Origin of the sequence: Synechococcus sp. W55.1 (assembly GCF_047461655.1) — a bacterium.
Taxonomy (GTDB): Bacteria; Cyanobacteriota; Cyanobacteriia; order Thermostichales; family Thermostichaceae; genus Thermostichus.
Genome location: NZ_JANSHN010000002.1, coordinates 1 through 23660 on the forward strand (window position 1 = coordinate 1; position 23660 = coordinate 23660).

The 23660-nt window shown below is 55.6% G+C and carries 19 protein-coding genes and 3 pseudogenes; 11 read left to right on the forward strand and 11 right to left on the reverse strand.

What is annotated here, in order from left to right:
• Positions 1-153: 153 nt before the first annotated feature.
• Entirely contained in the window at positions 154-1134 is a 981-nt protein-coding gene (locus tag NW816_RS01220) for an alpha-ketoacid dehydrogenase subunit beta (protein ID WP_414407965.1), read from the reverse strand.
• Between the two features lie 201 nt (positions 1135-1335).
• On the opposite strand from NW816_RS01220, the gene pdxA reads away from it, so the two are divergent.
• The 3 genes from pdxA (at position 1336) to NW816_RS01235 (ending at position 4396) form a co-directional block, all read left to right on the forward strand.
• A complete protein-coding gene (gene pdxA / locus NW816_RS01225) occupies positions 1336-2370 on the forward strand; it encodes a 4-hydroxythreonine-4-phosphate dehydrogenase PdxA (protein WP_414407966.1) in 1035 nt (344 codons plus the stop codon).
• 81 nt (positions 2371-2451) lie between these two features.
• The gene (locus tag NW816_RS01230) at positions 2452-3567 is read left to right on the forward strand and encodes an aldo/keto reductase (RefSeq protein WP_414408081.1); all 1116 of its coding nucleotides are present in this window, start codon (positions 2452-2454) and stop codon (positions 3565-3567) included.
• Between the two features lie 397 nt (positions 3568-3964).
• Positions 3965-4396 carry a hypothetical protein gene (locus tag NW816_RS01235; protein WP_414407967.1) on the forward strand — a complete coding sequence of 144 codons (432 nt, stop codon included), beginning with the start codon at positions 3965-3967 and terminating at the stop codon, positions 4394-4396.
• A 34-nt stretch (positions 4397-4430) separates the two neighbouring features.
• Here NW816_RS01235 and NW816_RS01240 read toward each other — a convergent pair whose 3' ends face one another.
• Positions 4431-4661, reverse strand: a complete 231-nt coding sequence (locus tag NW816_RS01240) for a DUF2555 domain-containing protein (protein WP_414407968.1) — start codon at positions 4659-4661, stop codon at positions 4431-4433.
• Positions 4662-4897: 236 nt separating this feature from the next.
• Between NW816_RS01240 and NW816_RS01245 the strand changes: the two genes are divergently transcribed.
• Positions 4898-6676, forward strand: a complete 1779-nt coding sequence (locus NW816_RS01245) for a flavin reductase (RefSeq protein WP_414407969.1) — start codon at positions 4898-4900, stop codon at positions 6674-6676.
• Between the two features lie 64 nt (positions 6677-6740).
• A complete protein-coding gene (locus tag NW816_RS01250) occupies positions 6741-7694 on the forward strand; it encodes a DUF726 domain-containing protein (RefSeq protein WP_414355762.1) in 954 nt (317 codons plus the stop codon).
• 127 nt (positions 7695-7821) lie between these two features.
• Here the strand turns inward: NW816_RS01250 and NW816_RS01255 are convergent, their stop codons facing one another.
• The 4 genes and pseudogenes from NW816_RS01255 to apcD all read right to left on the reverse strand — a co-directional run bounded on the left by NW816_RS01255 (position 7822) and on the right by apcD (position 11350).
• On the reverse strand, positions 7822-8376 hold the full coding sequence (locus NW816_RS01255; RefSeq protein ID WP_414407970.1) for a Uma2 family endonuclease: 555 nt from the start codon (positions 8374-8376) through the stop codon (positions 7822-7824).
• 721 nt (positions 8377-9097) lie between these two features.
• Positions 9098-10084 (reverse strand): annotated as a pseudogene (locus NW816_RS01260) (chlorophyll a/b binding light-harvesting protein); the annotation flags it as partial.
• 39 nt (positions 10085-10123) lie between these two features.
• Positions 10124-10609: an allophycocyanin subunit beta gene (locus NW816_RS01265; RefSeq protein WP_099812041.1), complete on the reverse strand. Its 486-nt coding sequence runs from the start codon at positions 10607-10609 to the stop codon at positions 10124-10126.
• A 267-nt stretch (positions 10610-10876) separates the two neighbouring features.
• A complete protein-coding gene (gene apcD, locus NW816_RS01270; RefSeq protein ID WP_099812040.1) occupies positions 10877-11350 on the reverse strand; it encodes an allophycocyanin subunit alpha-B in 474 nt (157 codons plus the stop codon).
• A 331-nt stretch (positions 11351-11681) separates the two neighbouring features.
• Here apcD and rpsU point away from each other — a divergent pair.
• Positions 11682-11825: pseudogene (gene rpsU / locus NW816_RS01275) on the forward strand (30S ribosomal protein S21).
• Here rpsU and NW816_RS01280 read toward each other — a convergent pair.
• The 5 genes and pseudogenes from NW816_RS01280 to NW816_RS01300 all read right to left on the reverse strand — a co-directional run bounded on the left by NW816_RS01280 (position 11822) and on the right by NW816_RS01300 (position 18453).
• Positions 11822-15556 carry a PAS domain S-box protein gene (locus NW816_RS01280; protein ID WP_414407971.1) on the reverse strand — a complete coding sequence of 1245 codons (3735 nt, stop codon included), beginning with the start codon at positions 15554-15556 and terminating at the stop codon, positions 11822-11824. The pseudogene rpsU and the gene NW816_RS01280 sit on opposite strands and share 4 nt — an antisense overlap.
• Before the next feature lie 191 nt (positions 15557-15747).
• Positions 15748-16332: a hypothetical protein gene (locus tag NW816_RS01285; protein WP_414407972.1), complete on the reverse strand. Its 585-nt coding sequence runs from the start codon at positions 16330-16332 to the stop codon at positions 15748-15750.
• Positions 16333-16412: 80 nt separating this feature from the next.
• Positions 16413-16760, reverse strand: coding sequence for a Uma2 family endonuclease (locus NW816_RS01290; protein ID WP_414407973.1), 348 nt, complete (start codon positions 16758-16760; stop codon positions 16413-16415).
• 10 nt (positions 16761-16770) lie between these two features.
• A pseudogene (locus tag NW816_RS01295) lies at positions 16771-17028 on the reverse strand (Uma2 family endonuclease); the annotation flags it as partial.
• Between the two features lie 120 nt (positions 17029-17148).
• A complete protein-coding gene (locus NW816_RS01300) occupies positions 17149-18453 on the reverse strand; it encodes a serpin family protein (protein WP_414407974.1) in 1305 nt (434 codons plus the stop codon).
• 253 nt (positions 18454-18706) lie between these two features.
• On the opposite strand from NW816_RS01300, the gene NW816_RS01305 reads away from it, so the two are divergent.
• The 5 genes from NW816_RS01305 to NW816_RS01325 all read left to right on the forward strand — a co-directional run bounded on the left by NW816_RS01305 (position 18707) and on the right by NW816_RS01325 (position 23617).
• On the forward strand, positions 18707-19288 hold the full coding sequence (locus tag NW816_RS01305) for a DUF192 domain-containing protein (protein WP_414407975.1): 582 nt from the start codon (positions 18707-18709) through the stop codon (positions 19286-19288).
• Positions 19289-19455: 167 nt separating this feature from the next.
• A complete protein-coding gene (locus NW816_RS01310) occupies positions 19456-20724 on the forward strand; it encodes a bifunctional sterol desaturase/short chain dehydrogenase (RefSeq protein WP_414407976.1) in 1269 nt (422 codons plus the stop codon).
• 191 nt (positions 20725-20915) lie between these two features.
• Positions 20916-21692, forward strand: coding sequence for a DUF4397 domain-containing protein (locus tag NW816_RS01315; RefSeq protein ID WP_414407977.1), 777 nt, complete (start codon positions 20916-20918; stop codon positions 21690-21692).
• A gap of 252 nt (positions 21693-21944) precedes the next feature.
• Positions 21945-22802 (forward strand): FAD-dependent thymidylate synthase, encoded by an 858-nt coding sequence (locus NW816_RS01320; protein ID WP_414408082.1) that lies wholly within the window; start codon positions 21945-21947, stop codon positions 22800-22802.
• 77 nt (positions 22803-22879) lie between these two features.
• Complete coding sequence (locus NW816_RS01325; protein WP_041436582.1) at positions 22880-23617, forward strand: class I SAM-dependent methyltransferase; 738 nt, start codon at positions 22880-22882, stop codon at positions 23615-23617.
• Positions 23618-23660: the final 43 nt, after the last annotated feature.

Genomic DNA, 23660 nt, shown 5'->3' on the forward strand with positions numbered 1-23660 from the left:
CCAGCCTAGAGGTCAAGCCTACGGCTCGCTTCGCGAACGTGGTTGGCTTGCCAACTACAGGGCTACCGAAAGCCTGCACTCTTTCGCTTTAGCGGCGCGGAGCACTCTGCGTCAGCATGAGTGCGGGTAGTTTACTGTTGTTTTGTAGGGGTTCTAATCCGCGTAGAGGAGCTGCTCCACCGCCGCCACGATATCTGCAGGTTGCACGATGGTGGCTGCCTCCAGGGTGCCGTTGTAGGGGGTGGGAATGTCCTGCGAAGCCAAACGCACCACCGGCGCATCCAGCTCATCGAACAGTTCTTCCATGATGCGAGCCGTCAGTTCCGCCCCAATGCCACCCGATTTCATGTCTTCCTCAACAATAATCACCCGATGGGTTTTGCGCACCGAAGCGGCAATGGTCTCCATATCCAGAGGCTTGAGGGAGATCAAGTCGATCACCTCGGGGTCGATCTCCTGCTGCACCAGAGTGTCCACGGCCTTGAGCACGTGGTAGCGCATGCGGGAGTAGGTGAGCAGGGTAACATCGGAGCCAGATCGGACGATTTCGGCTTTGTCCAGAGGCAAAAGGTATTCTTCCTCCGGCAGATCTTCTTTCAAGTTGTACAAAAGGACATGCTCGAAAAAGAGAACTGGGTTGTCATCGCGGATGGCGGACTTGAGCAAGCCCTTGGCATTGTAAGGCGTTGAACAGGCTACGATCTTGAGCCCAGGCACCGCTTGAAAGTAAGCCTCTAGCCGCTGCGAGTGCTCTGCCCCCAACTGACGACCCACCCCGCCCGGCCCGCGGATGACCATCGGGATCTTGAAGTTGCCCCCAGAAGTGTAGCGAAGCATACCGGCATTGTTGGCAATTTGGTTGAAGGCCAGGAGCAGAAAGCCCATGTTCATCCCTTCCACCACCGGGCGCAAGCCGGTCATGGCTGCCCCAATGGCCAAGCCGGTAAAGCTGTTCTCGCAGATGGGGGTATCCAGCAGGCGCATCTCCCCATACTTGCGATACAGGTCTTTGGTGACTTTGTAGGAGCCACCGTAATGGCCGACATCTTCTCCCAAAACAAACACGTTGGGATCCCGGGCCATTTCTTCGTCGAGGGCAGCACGCAAGGCGTTGTAAAGGAATGTCTCGGCCATATGAGGTCAAATATCGCTAAACCCTCATTAAACCATTTTGCCGGCATGGATCCCCTTGCAGATGACTGGATAGGCTGAGCTCAGCATTCTGGCTCAGAGGGATGGCGACCTTACCCCACAGCTTTTGTCGGCACTCTGCTTCCCCTGCAAAATGGAGATCATCTGTCTTCTCAAGATCTGTCTTCTCAAGATAAAGACACCATGAGCCTTGCACTGCCCAAACTGGCCCTGACCTTGGGGGATCCCACGGGAATTGGGCCGGAAATTGTGCTCAAGGTGCTGGCGGATCCTGAGGTGCGGTCTTGCGCCCACATCACGGTTGTGGGGGATTGGCAGGTTTTGGAAGCCACCTATCGCCTGCTCAGGGATCGATTGCCGGCTCCGTTGGCCCATCCAGCAGGGATCCCGATGGTGGAATGCGACACGGGCTTTCGATTACAGTCTGGCCGTATCGGTCAAGGGGATGCTGACAGTGGTGCAGCCAGCTTTGCTTACCTGAAAACGTCAGTCGAAGCGACGCTGCGGGGCGAGTTTCAGGGGATCGTGACAGCGCCCATCGCCAAATATCTCTGGCATCGCGCCAGCTATCGGTTCCCCGGCCAAACAGAGGTTTTGGCCCAACTGAGTGGGTCTGAACGCTACGGGATGCTGTTTGTCGCCCGTTCCCCCCACAGCGGCTGGCAGATGCGGGTTTTGCTGGCCACCACCCATATTCCCCTCGGCCAAGTGCCCACCGTGCTGACCCCAGAGCGGTTGCGGACAACGCTGGATTTGCTGGTGGGATCCCTGCGCCACACCTTTGGGATCCCGGCTCCTGTGATTGCGGTAGCTGGCCTGAATCCCCATGCCGGCGAACAGGGGCAACTGGGATCCGAGGAAAAAGAATGGCTGACCGAGCTGCTGCGCACCTATTCCCAGGCCCAAATCTGGGGGCCGCTCCCCCCTGACACCATGTGGCTAGCTCCCGCGCAGGCCTGGTATGGCCAGGGATCCCCAAGTGTGGCAGATGCTTACTTGGCTCTCTATCATGATCAAGGCTTGATCCCGGTGAAGATGCTGGCCTTTGACCGGGCGGTCAACCTGACGATTGGGCTGCCTTTTATTCGCACCTCTCCCGATCATGGCACCGCCTTCGACATTGCCGGCCAAGGGTTGGCCCGCTGCGAGAGCCTTAAGCAGGCGATCCTGCTGGCGGCAGAACTGCTGGGCAAAAGACAATCCCCTGAAGGAAACTAATGTCTGTACCCGACAACCTGAGGCTGTTTCCCGCTTTCAAGAGGTGGCTTGATGGGAGTGCCTGGCATTACCACAACCGGAATGCTTTACCGCCGCTTTGGGCGCACCCAGCAGCTCATTTCGGCCTTTTCTCTGGGCAGCATGCGCCTGGTCAATGTGCCCAGGGATCAGGCTCAGGCAACCGTTGAGGCAGCCCTAGCCGCAGGGATCAACCACATCGAAACGGCCCAGGCTTATGGTCATGCCGAGGTGCTCTTGGGCGAGATTTTACAAGCTCTGCCCTTCCCACGCCATCAGTTGATTCTGACCAGCAAACTCACGCCCACAGATGGGTTGCGAGAGCGGCTGCAGGGATCCCTGCGCCGTCTGCGGGTGGATTATCTGGATCAGTTTGCCTTTCATGGCATCAACTTGCCGGAACATCTGGAGTGGGTTCTGCAGAAAGGGTTACCGGTTCTCAAGCAGCTCCAGCAGGAAGGCTGGGTGCGCCACATTGGTTTTTCGACCCATGGATCCCTGGAGTTGATCTTGCAGGCCATCCAGACCGGATGCTTTGACTTTGTCAATTTGCACTACCACTTTTTCCAGCAACGCAATGCGCCGGCCCTGGAAGCGGCTGTCCAGCAGGATATGGGTGTGTTCATCATTTCTCCTGCCGATAAAGGGGGGATGCTCTATCGCCCGCCTCAACGCCTGCAGGAGTGCTGTGCGCCTTTCAGCCCCTTAGAATTTGCCTATCGTTTTTTGCTGGCGGATCCCCGTGTGCACACCCTCAGCCTGGGCATCACTCATCCTGAGGAGCTACAGGTGGCCTTGTCGGCCTTACGGGATCCCGACCGTTGGTGGGTGGATGGCCCTCAGATTCAGGAGCGGTTGCGCCAAACCGAGCAGGAACGCTTGGGATCCAGTCGCTGCACCCAGTGCTACGCCTGCCTGCCTTGCCCAGAAGGGATCCACATTCCTGAAGTGCTGCGGTTGCGCAACTTGGCCATCGCCCACGAGATGACGGAGTTTGCCCAGTACCGCTACAACATGTTCGGCCAAGCTGGGCATTGGTTTCCGGGGTTACCTGCCGACCGCTGTACCGAATGCGGTGACTGCTTGCCCCGCTGCCCAGAGCATCTGCGGATCCCGGAGTTGCTGGCCGAAGCCCACCAGTTGCTGCATCGGTCTCCGATCCGGCGACTCTGGGAATGACCATTCCCCCTATCCTGCTTGGCTGAGCTCAACTTCGTTTATCAGAAAACTGGGTTTAAAACCCCGCCCTTTGTTGCTACGCAATGCTATCGCGACAGGGCGGCTTTGTGCTTTCGCGTAAGCGGCACGGAGTGCTAAGCTTGGCTAAGGAAGTTAAAGTCAAACTTCCGCAGTCGGGATGGGGCAAAGCGCTCCGCGCCGCCGGAGGCGAACGCCCGACTTTAAAACGGACGTGGAGATCGTTCGCGTTAGCGGGACGGAGTCCTCGTAAGACTGCATAGTTGCAAGGCTACGCAGCATCGGTCAATGAAGCGTCAAGAATCCTTGCCCTTCAGGGCAGGGAGTATGTCAAGATCGGCTGCAGTTCGTCGATGAACTCACAAGGCGAGGCATTAGGGTGAATAGTCAGAGCCAAGACCGCCTAGACCGAGTGGAGCAACTGCTGGCCTGGACGGCTGAACAGACTGCTGCCAACAGCCGAGAAATCCGGGAGCTCTGCCAATCCATCCAGGAGCTGCGCCAGTCCATCCAAGAAAGCCGCACCCAGTCTGCCGAACAAGCTGCTGCTCAAGCTCAAAGCCTGCGAGAGCTACAGCAAGTTGTCAGCGAGACCCGCTCTGACCTAGCTCACCTTGCCGAGTGGGCAGAGGAAGTGACTCAAGCTCTGGTCACCCTCACCGCCCTACAACGAGAGCACGAGCGCGCCATCCAGGCCATCAACCAACGGCAAGCGGAAACGGATCAGAGGTTCAACGTTCTCCTTGAAGAAGTGCGCTACCTGATTCGCAGGCAAGGCTCTGACGGAAATTCTCCCCCCTCGTCGGTCTGAGCACTGGGATCCCTTTAGAACCGCGAAGACAGTCCTAATCTTCATCCACTTCCCACTCCAATAGGTGTGCGTAGGGAGCCACTAGGTCGGGCGCATAGAAAGCAATAGCTCGAAGGGCATGCCAGTCTTCCAAGCAGCCAAAGACGGTCGGATAGTCATTGCGCTCCAACCGCTCTGCAATTGCCGCCACCTCAGCTTCGGTAAACTGGCGGGGATCCATCCCCTTGGCAGGGGCTTCCACTTTGGACTTGGATCGGGCAGACATAGGCAGCCTGAACACGCTACAAGCCGATCTTAGCCTCTTCCTTTTTGCCCGGCCGACTTTGAAAAAACTTGACACACTCCCCACCTCAATCGCTTGCTTCTTGCGCAGTTGTGAGGACGGGGCCTCAGACTTAACTTTTGGGCAAGCCGGGCCGTGGGCTCCCAAACTCTGAAAAGGGATCCCCATTCCTCCAGTTTCGTGGCAAGGTGAGGACAGATACCGCATCGGAGGCTGCCATGGAGAGCAAGATCCCCGCCCGCGATGTCCAAGTCGCCCTTATCGGCCCGTCCACGTTGGTTCTCCGCTCCCGCACCTGGGATCGCCTGAAGTTTGAGCTGGAATACGCTCGGCAACGGGGCACCACTGCCAATAGCTACCTCATCCAGGCCCGCCAAACCCTTCTCATCGATCCTCCCGGGGAATCGTTCACCGGCATCTTCTTAGAAGAGTTGGCCCAACACCAGTACCTGCAGCGGTTGGACTTTATTTTGCTCAGCCACGTCAACTTTAACCGCATTGCCACTCTCAAAGCCCTATTGCCTCTGGCTCCCTACGCGATGGTGCTCTGCTCCAAGCCGGGATCCATTACGCTACGGGCCGCCTTTGAAGAGATGGATCCCTTGCCCCGCAGTCGCGACGAAGAGGAAGCCGCCGATCTGGGCATTTTCTACAATGGCGACCAGTCTTTCCGTTTGCGGGTCATCCGAGATGGGGATCGCCTGGATTTGGGAGAAGGGCATGAGTTGCACTTTCGCACCGTGCCCACACCCCGCCACCCCGATGCCCTCTGTGCCTACGATCCGGCTACCGGGATCCTCTACACCGATAAGTTGTTCGGTGCCCATGTGTGCGATGAGCAGGTGTTTGACGAGCATTGGCGGCAGCTCAGCGAAGACCGTCGCTACTACTTCGACTGCTTGCACCGCAACCAATTGCCCCAGGTGAAGGCAGCCCTGGCCAAGTTGGAAGAATTTCCCGCCCAAATCTATGCCCCTGCCCACGGCCCCTTGGTGCGCCACAGCCTGCGGCGGTTGCGGTTGGACTACCACACTTGGTGCGAGGAGGATCCCGGCGAGCAGCGGGTAGCTCTTCTGTACACTTCTGCTTACGGGAATACAGGTTTGATGGCCATGGCCATAGCCCAAGGGTTGGAGCGAGCCGGCGTTAAGGTGGAGCGGATCAACTGCGAATGGGCCACCCCGGAAGAGATTGCCCAGGCTCTGGAGCGCTGCCAAGGGTTTGTTATCGGATCCCCGACCTTGGCCGGCCATCCTCCTGTGCAGATTCAAACCGCCCTCGGCATCATCCTTTCTTCGGTTCCCACCACCCGGTTGGCCGGGGTTTTTGGCTCCTACGGCTGGAGCGGAGAAGCGGTGGATCTCATCGAGAGCAAGTTGCTCAATGCCGGCTTTTCTCTGGGGTTTGAGACGATCCGAGCCAAGTTTAAGCCCACTCCCGAAATCCTAGAAGCCTGTCAAGAGGCGGGATCCCAGTTTGCTCAGGCCCTGCGCAAAGCCAAACGAGCCCGCGCCCCTCGCCAAACCAGCAGTGAAACTCAGGCGGATCGGGTTGGGCAAGCCCTAAGCCGGGTAGTGGGATCCCTGTGCGTCGTGACCGCTCTACAAGGAGAGACCCGCCGTGGCTTTCTCACCTGGTCGGTGGCCCAGGCTAGCTTCAATCCACCAGGGCTAACCCTGTCGGTGAACAAGGAACAAGAAGCCGAATTGCTGACCTATCCCCAGGCCCCCTTTGTGCTCAACATCTTGCGGGAAGGCAAAGGTAGCAATTTGCAACGGCACTTTCAGCGGCCCCAGCGCCCTGGAGAAGATCGGTTTGCCGGCTTGTCCACGGCCACTGCCGAAAATGGCTGCCCCATTTTGTTGGACGCCCTAGCTTACCTGGAGTGCCGTGTCAAAACCTGGATGGACTGCGGGGATCGCTACCTGGTCTATGCCGAGGTGGAACGGGGCAAAGTTCTGGATCCCACAGGAGTTACCGCCATGCGGCGGGGGTAGGATATGCCAAAGTACGCTCCAATCTGAGTCTTTTGTTGGTCTCAGCTTTTGGGCAATCAGAAACATGAGAGAACTTTCCCACATTTTTCAGCAGGCTATTGAAGCTTCTGTCGGGGTCGGGGGAGAAATTGTAGAGATAGTCTTCGGCACCAGTAAGGTTGCCGGCCAGGTTATCGGGAAAGTCGGGCAAACTACTGTAGGCACAACCATTGAGATCACCAAGAAAGGTGAGGAAATTCTCTTTGACACCAGTAAAGCCACTACCCAAGTTGTCTTTCACGAAGAAGTTGTCCATCATGAGCCCTATCTGATCCCTATTGAACCCTCTCTAGGTTGGGACGAAGCTCTGGTTTTTATCAATGGTTTTCTCAGCGAGGGTGAAACTCAACCCTGGAGAAAAAGACTATTGTGGGAGACGATCCGACGGGCTGGATGGAAGGGATCCCTGTACTACCTTTGGTGGGATGCCTCCAACCCGGCAAGTTTGGTTTTGTCCACTCTTAAACTTGGGGTAGGACTGCTTGCCCACTGGGAAGCTCACAAAGCAAAGGCTAAAGAAGTGGGGCTTGAGTACGCCTATCCTTTGCTCTCCTCCTTGCCAGAAAGGCAGATTACGCTGATGGGGTTTTCTTTGGGAGCAAGGATAGCCTACTACGTTATGCGAGGTTGGCCTCAAACTGCAAATCGGCGCCTTAAGGACATCATTCTGCTCAGCGGTGCTGTTAGAAGGCAAGCCGATAAGCACTGGAGCCTGCATGTAGAAAATATTACCGGAAAGCTGGTGAATATTTACAACGAAGATGACGCGGTTTTAGCCTTTGTCTTCAAAGTCCCTTCCCTCAACCGCAGCCCCTGTGGGATCAAGCCGATTAAAGAGTTTCACCCCAGAATCGAGAACCTCAATGCCACTCACTTAATTGGCTCAGGAGAGCACAGCTACGAAGCCTATCTACCTCACTTGGAGTTTCTTCTCGATCAGAAACTGGACTGGAAAGCTCGCAGGAGCCGCTGGGTCTAGCTCACCCAAAACCCAGCCATCTAGCAGCTACCTCTCTTGCCGCCCACCAAAGAGGATCCCTGCCGAGTTCTACCCGAGGAAGAAACCGGAAGATCATCGTCTGCAGCTTTTGGCTTGTCTAGCTTGTTCAACTTTCAGCCATCCTAAAGATCTGCTGCGGGGTCAATGCTAGCTGGATCCCGTCAATGACCTTGAGTTGGCGATCTCCTCGGCAAATTTCTGGCTCTTGTTGAGGGGCAAATATCAAAACAGAGTAATCATCTGGATCAACCATCCACCCCAATTGACTGCCATGCTTGAGGCAATGTAGGATATTGTCAATTACACGGCTTACCCTTTGACCAGGTGAAAGAATTTCGATGATCCAGTCGGGTGCTGAGGTGAAGTCATCCTCTAGCTCGCCTGTTTCACTTGGGTAAACTCGATCCCACGCGATTACGGCAATATCGGGAACAATAGAACGATCGGCGAAAGTGCATCGCAATTCGGGCAGGGCAGTATAGCCGGTGGTGCTGCCATCAACCTCGGCCACAAGGTGTTTTTGCAAAATGGAGTGGCGGGCTTTGGGTATCGGTTTTTGAATGGCAACTCCATCCACATACTCCCACGCCGGAGAATCTTCTATGTAAGGCAACTTGAGGAAGTCTTCAAGGGTAAGAGGCGGAGCCAGGCGAGTTGTCATAGGTTTAGGCAAAGCTCCTCAGGATCCCTACCAGTACTGTATCCCAAATCCCCAAGCGAGGGCGAGTGGTGGAGTAGGGGTTAGAATTGCAGCAATTGGAGTAGATGTAGCGTGAAAGTTGTCCAGCCGGCGGCGCTGCTGACCTCGATGGATCCCCTCAGTTGATCCACCATTTGCTTCACCAAGGCCAAGTCTAGATCGGTACTCCCTTCCTTAGCCCACACTGCGGAGCCCTAGCAAAGCAAAAAGCCCCCAGGCAGGGTAATCACCTCTCCTGAGGGCCAAACCCCCTCAAATCCCAGGTAGGTTAAGCCTGAACTCTGCTCGGCTCGTAGAAGACTTTGGGCAGAGATCGAGCAAACTTCGAGAAATCAGCCCTTGACTTGCGCGAACCATAATCTGCCTTTAAGTCAGAACGATTGAAAGCTATCTTCTCTCTTGCGGGCTCGTAGAAGATCCACCTCCTAAGGGTGTAGTTCACTTCATAGAGAGTTTGCCGAACGCCGTTTATCAACGATAGAGATCTGGAGCTGGGAGCCTTTGGCGGCTGATACCAGTAGATATCCTCGGGAGATACAGATAGAGGCTCTGGACCTGCAAAGGGCGGCTCGTAAAAAGTTGCAAAGTCAGGCTGAGGTCGGCACTGAAATTGAACCTGATACACCGACTGAGAGGTCATTTCCTGCCGACTCTGCTGCCAAAGCTGCAGCATCTTGCCGACATCAAATCCCATCGCTCGCTGAAAATGCCACAGGGATCCTTGTAGAAAAAAGAAGGCTAAGTAGAAGTGAGCATTCGCCAGCCAAACCCTTGAGGAGTAGTTCCACGCTCCCGTTTGATTTGGATCGAAGTAGTAAGGAGTAAAGGCGGATTTCAGCTCCAGGGTGGGGCCGTAAAACTCCACCGGGTAGGCCAGCGAGTTAAACCCACAGTAGTAAGAAGCCGCAAAACCGGCTAGGGCGATGCCGAATAGAGAGTAGGAGAGGATCCCATCTGCTGAGAAGAGAAAGCGAGCTTTAACCCACTCAAACGGCGGAACCAGGATATGCCACACCCCTCCCAACAAGAGAAGAGCTCCCACATAGATATGGCCCCCCACCAAGTCTTCCAAATTATTGACATCAAACAGGTGGGTGCGGTAGTTCCAAAGGGTGGCAAAGTCCAAAGTTGGAGCCGTAACCAGGCGTACCTGACCGGTGTTGGCGTCATACAGCCCCCCGAACACCATCGCCTTGGCCACCAACAATAGGGATCCCAGGCCCAAAATCAGTAGGTGGTGCCCCAAAATCACTCCCAACGTTTTGGCATCATCCCAAGTGAAGTGAAACTTGGCAGCCCTGCCGAATTCCATATCTAAGCTGGGGGGAAGTTGGGTTTGGTGGAAGTAGGCTCCTCCAGCCAACACGCCGGCAGCCACCAGGTGAATTGAGGCAATGGCCACATAGGGAAAGGTATTGACGATCTGGCCACCGGGGCCAACCCCCCACCCCAATGTGGCCAAGTGGGGCAGCAAAATCAGCCCTTGCTCGTACATGGGCCGCTCTGGCGAGAACTTGGCCAGCTCAAACAAGGTAAAGCCCCCCGCCCAAGCCATGATCAAGGCCGCATGGGCCACATGCGCCACGATAAAAGTATTAGAGAGGTTCATCAATCGAGCGTTACCTGACCACCAGGGGTAGCCCGATGGGTGCATCTTTTTGGCATTCATAGATAGCTCCTCAGTGAGCCCTCAAAAATACAGGCACGTTTAGCTCAGACCGGCAATGATATGGTCAAGATAAACGGCCATTTCTTGACTTGCCTCTGTGTCGAGACTTTCGGTCAGGACCTCTTTCATGGCATTGAGGGCCTGAATGACGCGATCGATGGGAACGCCGAGGGTGATGTAAGTTTCTTTTAAACCCTGCAACACGCGCTCATCCAAAATTGAGGGATCGGCAGCCAACATGGCGTAGGTGGCATAGCGTAGAAAATAGGTCAGGTCCCGCAAGCAAGCCGCGTAGCGCCGAGTAGGGTACATATTGCCCCCCGGTAGGGTAATATCCCCGTAGAGCAAGCTCTTGGCAACCGTTTTGCTGATAATGCTGCTGGCGCTGGAGCTGATGGTTTTGGCCGCCTTGACGCGCATGTTGCCACTCTGGAAATAGCGATTTAATTGTTCCAGAGCTGCGGCATCTAAGTAAGAGCCTTTCTCATCGGCGGGGTTAATCAGGGAAGTGATGGTATCTTTCATGGATTTTTCTCCTCTAAGCACTAGTAGGGACTGATTTCTTGAGGCAATTGGGCAAATGCTGTTCGCGTTAGCGGGACGGAGTCCTTGCACCGCTTGCTCAGGCATTGCCTGTGAGAACTCTTATGGATTGCAACTTAAGACAACTTCACAGCTTGCAGGTCAAGCTCGCAAAGCCAGCCGAAACCTCAAGCTCACAGAGGCAGGAGTAGCGCGCCTCAACTCTAAAACTGAGCGAGAGGGCAGCGATTTGTCTATCCATTCATCGATTCAAAAAGCGCGAATCAGTCGATCAAAGTAGGGGGCAGCTAGAGCCATCTCCTCTGAAGAAAGAATGCCGGCAGCTACCTCTTTTAGGCAGCTCATCGCCACCCGCAGGTTGGGTAGCGGCACGCCCAAAGAGATGTACATTTCTCGCATGCCGTTCAAGCCGATATCTTCCAGCGGCTTATCGTTGCCTGCCAAGATGCAATAGCTAACCAAGCGGATATACCAGCCTTGATCTCGTTGACAGAGGGCAGTTTTTTGAGGGTTGCCCTTATTGCTGGGGGTGTTGGGGCATTTGGCCCAAAACCGTTTGCTGCCTTCCTGGACAATTTTTTGCTCGTTCTCTGCTAACTTTTGGGCGGCTCGGATGCGAACTTGACCCTTGCTGAAGAAATCCTCTAGCTTGGCGATCTCGGCACTGCTGAGGAAGCGATCAGCCGCGTCCGACTGCGCGATGACTTGGGCAACAATGCTCATAGGTTTTTGGCAAGGAACACTCTACAGGTAACAAAGTAAGCCAGATCCTCAAGAACCGAAATCACTTATTAAGAAAAAGTTGTGAATTGAAACTTACTTGCAACAAATCCTCTCTGCCTCGCGTCTTCGGCAGCGTGACCAGATTGAGAAGGTTGGGTTGGCGGCCAATCCAGATCCCGGATACGACAGCAACCCTCAGAATACTCAGCCTCTATCTCTTCTGGCCGAGATGAGCATCTGTGTTGGGAACTATTTCCGTATCTGTTGCTACAGAACTTACAATAAGACGGGCTGTGCAGAGGTACCGGGGGAGAGAACCCCTAAGGTAGGGATCAAATCGGCGCTGCGCCGCTTTAAGGGCTAAGTTTCTGAGGCAGGAATCTTGCCAGATCTGCGTAACCATCGCTACTTTGAAACCAACCTGGAAAAGCGCAAGCGCAAAGCAGGAGTCCCCAGGGATCCGCTCAACCTTTAAAACTGGGGCAGAGGGGGCAGGTGGAGCGTGAAAGTTGTCCAGCCGGCGGCGCTGCTGACCTCGATGGATCCCCTTAGTTGATCCACCATTTGCTTCACTAGGGCCAAGCCTAGACCGGTGCCCCCTTCCTTCCAGGGATCACTCTTAGGGATCCGGTAAAAGCGCTCGAAAATGCGAGTTAACTCCTCAGAGGGGATCTCTTGGCTGTTGCTGACCTGGATATGGCTTTGGCGGTTTTCCGTTTCAATTTGTAAGCGGATGGATCCCTGGGGCGGAGTGTATTTAACGGCATTGTGCAGCAACTCCCGCAGGATCCGCCCCAAAAGTAATGGATCCGTCGTGATGGAGCTCTCCAGGGGAACGCTGGCTTGAAAGCTCTGCCCCTTGGCGTGAGCCCGTTCGCCAATAGCCAAAAGCAAATCTCCCAACAGGGTTTCCCAGGTCAGTGTTTGCAGATTCAAAGCATAGGCTCCTGCCTTCATCCGTTGCCAATCCAACAGATCGTTGATCAGCTCGATTTCCCGCTGGCATTCCCGCTCGGCAATCGACAGGTATTGGGCTTGTTTTTCGCCTGAGGAAGCTATCTGCAGCATTTTGAGAGCCATCTTCAGGCTGGTGAGGGGGGTGCGCAGCTCGTGGCTGACAGTACTGATAAAGTCATCTTTGAGACGGTTAAGGCGCTCCAGAGCTTGCACTTGCTCTTGGGCAGCTTGGAATAGGCGCGCCTGGCGCAGCCCGATGGCACACTGATTGGCCACCTGTTGAACAAGGGCGAGCTCCTGCTCATCAAAAGGATGGCCAGAGCACCGAAATAGCCATAAATCTCCCAGGACTTGGTCTTTATCGCTGAGGGGACAGGCGACCACCACACAGTGATCCTTGGCGGGGCGTGGCGGATCTGGGGAGATGACGCAAAATAAACAAGGCTGCCCGCGCGTTAGTTGACGATATAGATCGTCGTAGAGGCCCCCCACCATTGGTGTGGCAGCGTTGAGGGCGGAATCACAGCGTGGGCAATACTCATAGCTGATGGTGGAAAGGGTGAGGTCGGCGTTGTAAAGGCCAATATCGCAGCCATCCACATTTAAGTTTTCCCCCAGCTCGCGCAGAGCGGTGTTGAGGATTTCGGCTTCGTCCAGAGAATCCCGCACTCGGTCGGTAATGCGTTTCAGCAGGGCCTCGAATTGCAAAGCCCGCTCCAGGTCCGCAGTGCGCTGCTGCACTCTTTCCTCTAGAGTTTGGTTCAGAGCTTTTACTTGCTCATATAACTGAGCCTGTTGCAACGCAATGGCCAACTGGTCAGTCAGCTCTCGCAAAAGCCGAATTTCCCACTCTTGCCAAGGGCGGCTGGATTGGCAGTGCTGAGCTACCAGTAAACCCCACAAGGCCTCGCCTAGCCGAATGGGGATCACCAAGTTGGCTTGGGCTTGGAAAGACTCCAGCAGCTCTCGATAACAAGGATTCAAATTGGCCGTCGCCACATTTTCCACCGCCTGGACAAAGCCCTCTTGGTACTTGCGATAGCATGAATCCATGTGAAAATACTCATCCCACACGTAGCGGCCCAGGTGGCTAGGCCAGGGATCCAGCACCGACTCGGCAGCCACGATGCCGCCCCTGTTTTCCTGGAGCCGGTAGATCATCACCCGATCTACTTGGAGAAACTCCCTTACTTCTGCAACCGTTGTTTCCAAGAGGGCTTGCAAGTCCAAAACTTGACGGATCCGCCGCAGCAAAGCCCCCAGCAGTCGCTCTCGTTCTGCTTCTTGCAGCAACAGATCTTGAGCCTGCTTAAGAGGGGTTATGTCCACAGCAATGCCACAAACGGCATAGGGATCCCCTTGCCGATCCCGCAGGGCAAATTTGGTGACCCACTGGCTCAACTGCTTTCCGTCGCGGAAAAAAATCCGCTCATAGCTGATAGGATATGGGGGTTGGAGAGCTCTTTGATCCTGCTCTCGAAACTCGAGGGCCTCTTCGGGGGTGAAAAGCTCATCATCTAACTTGCCAATAAGTTCTTCTAACTCACAACCCCTCTGTTGTAGATAAAACCTATTGGCGTGGAGATAGCGCCCCTCCAGATCTTTGAGAAAGATGGAAAAAGGGATCCCGTCCAGAATAGCCCTAAGCTGGGCCTCGCTTTCCTGCAAAGCCAGCTCTGCTTCTTTCTGCTCCGTAATATCTTCGGTAATGCCAACAATACGAATAACCTCTTGCTGCTCGTTCAGGATGGGTCGGCAGGAAGTGCGCAGCCAGCGCAGCCTGCCATCCCTGTGGAAAATGCGGTAAGTGACCTGCTGGGCTTCTTGAGAAGCTTGGGCGGCCACCTGCAGTACTCTTGGCAGATCTTCAGGATGGATCCTGTCTTTCCAAAGGTCTGGCTTGTGGCGAAACTCCTCCGGCGTGTACCCCCAGATCCTCTCGCTTTGAGGGCTTTTGTAAAGAAACTGGCTCAGTTCTGGAGAATACACAAAGAAAGATACTGGCACAGTCTCTGCAATTTCGCGGAAGCGGGCTTCGCTCTCCCGCAGAGCCAGTTCTATCTCTTTTTGCTGAGTAATGTCGCGGGTGCTGCCTACAATCCCCTGCACCACAGGATCGTGCAGCAAATTGGTGCAGCGGCTCTCTAGCCACAACCAACGACCATCGGCGTGCTGTGCCCGATAGACAAAGCTGATCGCCTCGCCAGGTCGAGACTTGAATTGCTCAAGAGTGTCAGCAACGATCTGCCGATCCTCAGGGTGAAACCAATCCAAAGGCATGACTTCTCCCTGGTTGGGAGCATGACCCAAAATTCTCTCAACAACCGGGCGATTTAGGATGTACAGCAAACCTTGGGCATCGATCCGGCACAAAATGTCGTGGCTGTTGTTGATAAAGGCGCGGAAGCGTTCCTGTTGCTCCGCTAGATCTTGTTGCAGGCGCTTTAGCTCGGTGATGTCCAGCACAATGCCGAGAACCCCTAGACCTTCTGGTTGCTCTGTCAGGGGCAGGGCTACGGAATAAATATAGCGCTCTTCTCCCTGAATGAGCTCTTTCCGCTCGCACTTGACAACTTCGCCTCGAAGAGCATGGGTGAGATCTTTCTGCCAATCGGGGTGGTCTTGGGCCACCTCCTCCAAAGAAGTGCCCAGCAGATCGCCAAACCAGGCGCGGTCGGTGGCATTTTGCAAAATCAGCACTCCCTGGGGATCCCTGGCCCACACCGCCAAGGGCAGGGCATTCAACAAGGTGCGCAGTTGGGCTTCCCGCAGCCGCAGGTTTTCTTCCAACTGTTTCTTCTCGGTAATGTCTCGGCCCACCCCGCGAATGAACTGCAAGCGGCCCCGCCGATCGAAGATGCCTTGGTTGATCCACTCAAACCAGTGCACCTGCCCCGCTGCATCCAGTACCCTACCAACTCGGCTGAAGGTGGGCTGCTGAGGGGTGAGCTGGGCTATCTTTTGCCGCACCTCCTCCTGCTCTTCTGCCGGCAGCGCATCAATCCAGCGCCTGCCCCGCCAGTTGCCCAGGAGCTCTTGACAAGCTTGGTTACATTCCACCACCGTCGTATCCGCGCGCGCCAGCATGATGACATCGGAAAAACCCACCTGAGCCCGCTGCAGCCACTTCCTTTGCCAGTAAATCACTGCAGCCAGCGAGGATCCCCACAGGAGCAGCCAAAGCCACTCCGGCAGAGTGTTCCAGTCGAGGAAGGTGATCAAGTTGACGAGATCCCAGGGGACGCTCATAAAGCTTGTCGATCAATTAAGTGTATAGAGTGTCAAAGAGTACAGCGTTTTCAGTAGCATTTTTAACCTAGACTCAAGCACTGTGCCAACATTTCTCCCATCGCCCTCTAGAGGAGAGGGAAGCCTGGGTTCACTGCAAACTGGATTCACCGCAAGTGTAAGGTAGTATGCCCTGAAAAGAGGGATTTTAGTTATGAAGAGTTCTTGCTTGGGTTTCCTGATTGCTCCGATAGATAGGTCTGAATCCAGCGCACCAGCCGCTGAGAGAGCACGAAAGCTTCTGGCTCATTCCCTTTGATGCCTACTTGGCTATTCAAGCAAGCGATGACCTCCTCTTTTAGATCAAGCTGCGAAGGGTCTCCGCGAAACTGGAGCCGCACCTGACTTTGTACCTGAAAACTCTCTTGAGCTTGGTTATCCAAAACTTCCTGACCTATCCGATACATTCGCACCCCTTGCAATTGGGCTAAGGGGTAGGAAAACACCTGCTGCCGCCAAATTCCCCAAGGGCCACGCAGCCGGGTTAAGGTCACCCGTCGGCTTTCGCAATCCAAGCTCAGGATCTGCCCCAAGCCCCAAGGGATCCCGATCCATAGGCCTGCTCCTAGAGCTACCAACCCCAATAGCAGCGAACGGGCCCACAGTTCGGATCCCACAAGAACCAGCAGAACTCCCCCTGAAGCTCGCAGCAGCATCTGCCGACCCGTAAGGGGCTGCAGAGCAATTGTCAGCCGTCTGGGGTTGCGCTCCAAAACTTGTGGGTAAATCCGGGCCATGGAATGGGATCCCGTTTTTGGGGCCAGTTTACCAGGTGCCGCAGAACCCTAAAAGGCTTTGTTGCTAGATCGGCAAAGGGCTAGAACTCAGGTTCGGCAAAAAACTCTGACAAATCCAAGGCAAACCCAGGGATCACCTCTCCGTCTTCCAGGATGTCGCCGGGTTTCTTCAATACTTCAGGCTCAGGCCGGCGGTAGGCCAGAACGTATTTTTCTTCAGGATGGATGATCCAGACCAGTCGGGATCCATTCTCAAAATACTCGACGATCTTGTCGTGGATCTCTACTACAGTGTTGGCATCCGAGAGAACTTCCACAACCAAATCTGGGGATCCCTCGATATAACCCTTGGGGATCCCGCCAAGGGGTGGCAGCCGCTCTTTGGAGAAGAAAGAACAATTTGGGGAGCGGCGATTGCCGGATTTCATTATTGAATGAAGTGTCAGAATCAAAAACAATGCCCATGTTTTGGGCTCTAACATAAGCAGTTAAGAAAAAGTTTATTAGACTAACGTAGTACCCATTCTTTGCGTCTGCCGAGCCCCTGTTAACCAGTTCTCCGTTCACAACCTCATAGCGATTGCCATCCTCCTGTAAAGCCATAAACTCTTCGTCAGTCCAAGTTTTTCGAGAATCCGGTGGGGGGCTATCGGCAGGTGTCTCGGCTAATTTTTCTCTTTCCAAAACCTCAATCATAATGATCCCCTTAATGAAAAACAGCTAAACCAACTAAGGGATCCAGCCTTGAGTAAACACATCCTGAGAAACGACCTGCAAGCCCAGCAAAAAGTCAGCAAGCTGTTTTGAGGGATCCCCTTACTCAGGATCCACGAGGGATCCCATGAACAGCACGGTTTGGGCCTCTGGGTTGCCGCCGGATCCTGAGGCCACAATGGCAAACCAGAAAGGGCGATCCGCTACGAATTGGAAGGGCTCTTGCCGGTCAATGGCTGTACGGGAGACGATCACCCCGGTAGCGGCTGCTGCCTCGGATCCCTCTTCGTTCACTTCGAGGGCTGCCTTGTGCAGGACTCTGCTGATCCGCGCTGGCTCCGGGGTCATCTGGCTGAAATCGGCTCGGTTGGAAAAGGCAATCTCCAAGCCCAACTGCTGCAGAACTGAAGTGAGATCCGTTTCATAAGCCAATTCAAATTTCGGGATCCGCACCGAGCCCGCACGGGGGCGCAGGGATCCCGTCCATTCTTGCCAAGTTTCTGGGCTCAGCTCTGACCGCAGCGATTCCAGATCCACCCCTTTCTTGGGTAGCAGGATCAGCATTTCCAGCTCCCCTTCCCCATAGGGCAGGCTCACCACCTGCAACCGCTCGGTCTCCAGGTAGTTGTAACGACCGGATTGAACCATCATGGGCACTCGCACACGGCGGCCATCCAACCGGGTGAAGGGCTGAGTTTGGGTGCGCTCCGGATCGAAGGGCTGAGTCCACTCGCCTTTGAAGTAGATGGCATTGAGCAAAACCATCAAATCCTCGCGGCTGAGGCGATCCACAATGCGGTCGATCTTGCGCTGGGTGCGCTCGGCCACCCAGCCGTTGATTTGGTTCACCGTCTGCCGGGATCCCAAATCCACCCGATTCACCACCGCTTGGTAGTAGGTGGCCAAAGCCTGCAAAAACTGGGGCCGTAAGGTGAGGGCTTGATCCACCCAGAGGCCGTTGGCGATTTGCACTTGGACTGGCCCTTCGGCCTGGGATCCCTCTACCAGCCAGCGCACCATTTGGGCATTGGCCCAGTTTAGCTCGTTCAGAGAAAGGTCTTGGGCCTCCAGCACCTCGGCCATCGCCGCTTGCGTCTCCCCAGAGGCGCCGTTGTAGACCATGGTCAGAGCCAGGCGAATGCTCAACGGGGAGAAAAAGAGGTTCTCTTGAGGCTGCTGCCGGAGCAGGTGATCAAACAGTTTCAGGGCAAAGCGGGTTTGGGCTTGCTGGGCCACGACCTCTTCTCCATAGCCTTCGCCATAGGTCACCGTCGGCTCAAACGGGATCCGCACCGGGGTTTCCTGGGATCCCATCCCGTGCGTGGGCCAGAGGCCCAAAAGCAATAGGCCAAACAGAGCCAGAAGAGGGATCCGGCTCAGCGAGGATCTCTTGAAAAGGTCTTTCATAAGGCTCTCCTGGCACGGTGGGGAACGACAGCGTCTATGGCTATGCTATCGGGTCGGTTGTGGACTGCTCTTGCCGAGGGCCGCCATCTCCGCTGCGCTCAAGGTGGAAAGACGCGGGCAGCTTTCTGCAAGCTAAGAGTCTGCAAGGCTCCCTCAGACAGGAAAGAGCACTTGACCTTTCTGTGTCCGGCTGGCCAAGTCGCAGCAGCAGCACCTGGCGAGATAGGATGAAACCTGCACCGGAGAGCGCCACATGGTTCTGTTCGCGATACGGAGTCCGCAAAAAGTTCCGCGAGGGTGCAGAGTCGCCTTGGGTCTGGCTCTGCTGCTCCTGGGATCCGGCTTGGGATGTGCTGCTGCCACGGAGAGATCTCCCTCCTCACAAACTCAAGTGGCGGAAGCTGTCTCCCCATCCCCCCCAGCCATAGGGCAGCCCCAGCAACTGCCGGTTGAGGCGGAAGTCACCCTTGCCGGCCAACGCTTTCAGCTCGAGGTGGCCCGCACGCCTGAGCAACAGCGCTTGGGCTTGATGTTTCGCACCGATTTGCCGCCGGATCGGGGCATGTGGTTTCCCTTTGATCCTCCGCAGCCGGCTTCTTTTTGGATGTTCAACACTCTGATCAACCTGGACATCATTTTCCTCCACCAAGGCAAAGTGGTGTACATTGCCGCCAATGTGCCCGGCTGCCCCGCCCAACCCTGCCCCACCTACGGGCCGCCCCCTGACCAGTTGGTGGACGGCGTGCTGGAGTTTCGCGGCGGGACGGCTGCCGCTCTGGGTTTGGCCGTTGGAGATGTGGTCGAGATCCGGGAGCTTCAGCCCGCAGCCCCTTGATCTTGACCTCTCTTCTCCCTTGGGGAGAGAGGCTGGGGGTGAAGGAAGACAGACTTCAAGATGATCTTTTGAAGAATCTTTGCGATGATTTTTTAAGAGTTGCCAACTGAGCCAACAGAAGAGGCAACCGCAAGCCCAAGAGCGGCTTGGCCACTGCAAGCGAGCCTATGGATGTCAGCAGCGTAAGTCATTGGATAGGGGTGGGGGCCGTCGCCCTGGTCTCCATCTTTTGGGCCGAGATCGTGCGGGATGTGCGCCATTGGCTGGCCCACAGGTGGCCCTGGCTGATGCCCAAACACACCCTGCACCACCGCCTGTTCCGTCCCGATCTCAGCGTGGTAGACCCGAAGGTGTACCGAGAATCCCAGTGGCACCACGATGTTCCCGAGGCGGCGACGATGATCCTGGCCGGGATCCCTTGGGTGGTGGTGTTGGGGCAGGGATCCTGGCTGTACGGCCTGGCGGCAACGGTGGGCATTCTCTACTCGGCCAGTTTCTGGGTGGCCGGCATGCTGCGCGGCTATGGGCTGGCCCTGCAAACGGACATCACCCACCAGCCGGGGCCTTTCCCCGCTCCCCCCAGTCAGTGGCATGTTAACCGCGCCTACCACTGGCGGCACCACTTCGACGATACCAACGCCTACTTTTGCGGCACCCTGACCTTGGTGGATCGAATCATGGGCACCAGTCTCTCCTTGAAAGGCAAGCGCGTGGCCGTCACCGGCGCCTCTGGCACCCTGGGCCAGGCCTTGCTCAAGCACTTTCACCGCCACGGCGCCAAAGTTATTGCCCTCAGCTCCCATCTGGATCCCGTTCACCTCGAAGTCGATGGTCAGCTCCAGCCGGTGGAGACCATCCACTGGCAGGTGGGCCAAGAGGGATCCCTGGCAGAGCTGCTGGAGCGGGTGGATATTTTGGTGCTCAACCACGGCTTCAATGTTCATGGGGATCGGGATCCCGAGGCCGTTCGCCAGTCTTATGCCGTCAACACCTTCTCCAGTTGGCGGCTGATGGAGCTGTTCTTCCAGACAGTTCGCAACAACTCCGAGATGGCCACCAAAGAGGTGTGGGTGAACACCTCGGAAGCCGAGGTCAGCCCCGCCTTCAGTCCCCTCTATGAACTCTCCAAGCGGGCTTTGGGAGACCTGGTTACCCTGCGCCGCCTGGATGCCCCCTGTGTGGTGCGCAAGCTCATCCTCGGCCCCTTCAAGAGCCAGCTCAATCCCATCGGGGTCATGTCGGGAGATTGGGTGGCCGCCCAGATCCTGGCTCAAGCCAAACGCGATTGCCGCAACATCATCGTCACCATCAACCCCCTGACCTACTTGCTTTTCCCGCTCAAAGAGCTAGCTGTGAGCACCTATTTTCGCCTGTTCAGCCGCCGCTCTTCTCGCCCAGTTCTTCTTGATCCTGCCGCCGGGATCCCTTTGATTTAGAGGAGTCGGCAAATCCTGGTCGGCTCTATGGCATTGGGCGCAAAAGTGGAGTAAGACAAGAGCAGGTTCCTTGGCGTCAGCAGGGTGGGATCCCTTGCGCCAATACGAACTTTTGGGGAGCGAGAGCGCCCCTTGGCTTGGCGGAACACAGCAGCTCGATCCCCGGTGAGCGTTGGGTGTGAGGAGTAGGAGTGAGCGTGAACATGGTGCGACGGTGGGTGGGCGCAGTGCTCTGCGTGGTGGGTGGGTCGTTGATGCCGGGGCTGTTGTCCGGCTGTGCCATCCCGATGCCTTCGGCATCTGCAGGGGTTTCTGAAGTGCAGGTGCGGTTGGTGCATGTGGCCCCCAATGCCCCTCGAATTGACTTGGAGGTGGGAGGGGTGAAGGCTGCTCGGGGTGTAGCCTATGGCTCGGTGAGCGAATACGTGCGCATACCGGCGGGCGAGTACGACATCGTTTTGTTTTCAACACCTGAGACTCTCAACCCTGGCCAGCCTGCGAGTTCTGCGGTTGCGGCCAGAACCGTAGCCAATCTCAGGGGCGGGGGAGTGTTCTCGGTGGTGGCCGCCAATGAGCCGAATCGCATGACAGCCCTGGTCTTAGAGGACAACATCCATCCGCCGTTTGATCAGGCCCTGGTGCGGTTTGTCCACGCTGCTCCCGATGCACCGGCCCTGCAATGGCAAGGAGAGCAAGGGCGTGTGCTGATCCCCCAGTTGGCGTTTGGACAGGTGTCCACCTTTCAAGCCATGCGCCCCGGCTTTACCCAAATTCAGGTGGCCATAGCCCCTTCAGCCCCTGGGCCAGGTGTGCAGTCGGCTCCCAGCCGGAGCATTCCCTTGCAACGGTTTGACCTCCAGTTGGAGGCGGGGAAGGTCTATACCCTTTACGTAGCGGGATTGTTGCGCAGCAATCCGGCCCTAAGCCTGGTGCTGGCAGAGGAAACTCGAGCTCGCAGGCTCCTATAGCCAAGGTGTTTCGGTCTCTCTTCTCCTTACACTGAGTTAAGGAATACCTCAGGGTGGGGGCAGATAGGGAATATGCTCTGTGGTGGAGCAGGCCAATGCCGTTGGCGTTCTCCGCTGCCAATATGATCTTACAAGGATCTCAGAATCCTAACATGCGGTGCGAAGCACTAGGGGATGCAGCCTGTGGATGCTTTGTTTCAAGTTGTGGTGCTGAATCAAACCCCAGATCCAGAACGGGTCATCTACCAGGCAATGCACCAGGATTACAGCCCTGATTTTGTCACCTCAGAAAGCCGGATCCCGGAAAAGTATGGAGAGGCCGTGGTGCGGCATTTGCTGGAGGGCAACCGTGGCCACTATGGGCCTCTAGAGCATCCTCAGATCACGTTTGGGGTAGGCTATTTTCCCCATGCTGTCATGCAACAGGCCCGTACTCATCGGGTAGGAATTTCCTTCGATGTTCAGTCTTTCCGATATACAGGCCAGCAAATTGCTGATTTGGGCAGAAGGCTTCTGTTAGGCCTCCGGCCCGCTGACGCGAAAGGCCTCCGGCCCGCTGACGCGAAAGGCCTCCGGCCCGCTGACGCGAAAGGCCTCCGGCCCGCTGACGCGAACACGCCAGCGGTGCAGTTCCCGACAGGGTGCCGTAGGCATAGCACAAACGAGACTGCTGCTTCTGCTGACGAAACCGAGACAGAGTCCTCGTTGTCTTTGCAAGAGCTGGAAACTCTGTTTTACGTTCCTGCCAGCGTCAAAGAGGGCAAGGCCAAAACCCGCCAAGGCTTTAGGCCCATCTCCCCCGAAGCTTTGGATATCATTCTTGCGCAATATCGCAGCCAGGCCATTGCTTATTATCGCCTGGTAGAAGAGTGCGGATTGCCCTATGAAGATGCCCGTAACATCATTGGCTACGGGATCCGACAACACTTCGTGGTCTCTTTCAATTGCCGTAGTCTAATGCATTTTTTGGATTTACGAGCCAAAGAAGATGCTCAACGAGAAATTCAACATCTGTGTGAACTGATTTGGCCCCACTTTGAAGCGTGGTGTCCCCACGTGGCGGCCTGGTATCGTAAGCATCGCTGGGGAAAGGCTCGATTATCCCCCTAAACTTAGTTTAGATAGATATGCTCTGCTAACCCCTTCTGCGGCTAATCCTGTTTTTGATCTTTTGTTGGGTTACGGGTATGGATCCCGAAGCTTATGAGCAAATGGCAGGCTTGGAAGACCGGCATTGGTGGTTTTTGGGTCGCCGTCACATTCTGAGTCGGGTTATTGGATCCCTGTCGCTTCCCCCCTCTGCTTATATTTTGGAAGCTGGCTGTGGTAGCGGCGGCAACCTGGAGATGTTGTCCAGATTTGGCAAAGTTTGGGCTATGGAAAAGAGTGAAATTGCACTGCCGCTGGCCCAAGCTCGCGGTATTGGGATCGTGGCAGAGGGGGAGTTGCCAAACCGGATCCCCTTTGGTTCTCAACGATTTGATTTGATTGCTTTGCTGGATGTGCTGGAGCATCTGGAGAATGACAAAGAAGCTCTCCTAGCCCTCAGTCAAAGGTTAACCCCATCTGGCTACTTAGTTGTAACTGTTCCGGCTTATCCGTGGCTGTGGAGTTTACATGATGAGCTTAATCATCACAAGAGACGATATACCCGCGGGCAACTTTTGTCGTTGCTTAAAAGCTCAGGTCTAGAAGTTTATACCCTTGTTTTCTTCAACAGTTTTCTTTTCCCAATCATTTCAGGGATCCGCATAATGCAGAAAGTGCTTCGCCTGAGGGAAAGCCAAGATCTGAAAATGCCGCCGCTTTGGCTCAATCGACTGCTGACGGGTATTTTTGCTGCAGAAGCCTATCTGATACCTAAGTTTTCTCTGCCCTTTGGTGTATCTCTGCTGGCAGTAGCCGGCCCGGCAACGAAATCGTAGTATCCTGTCATCATTGCTGTTCTCAGACTGCACTTTGATCATT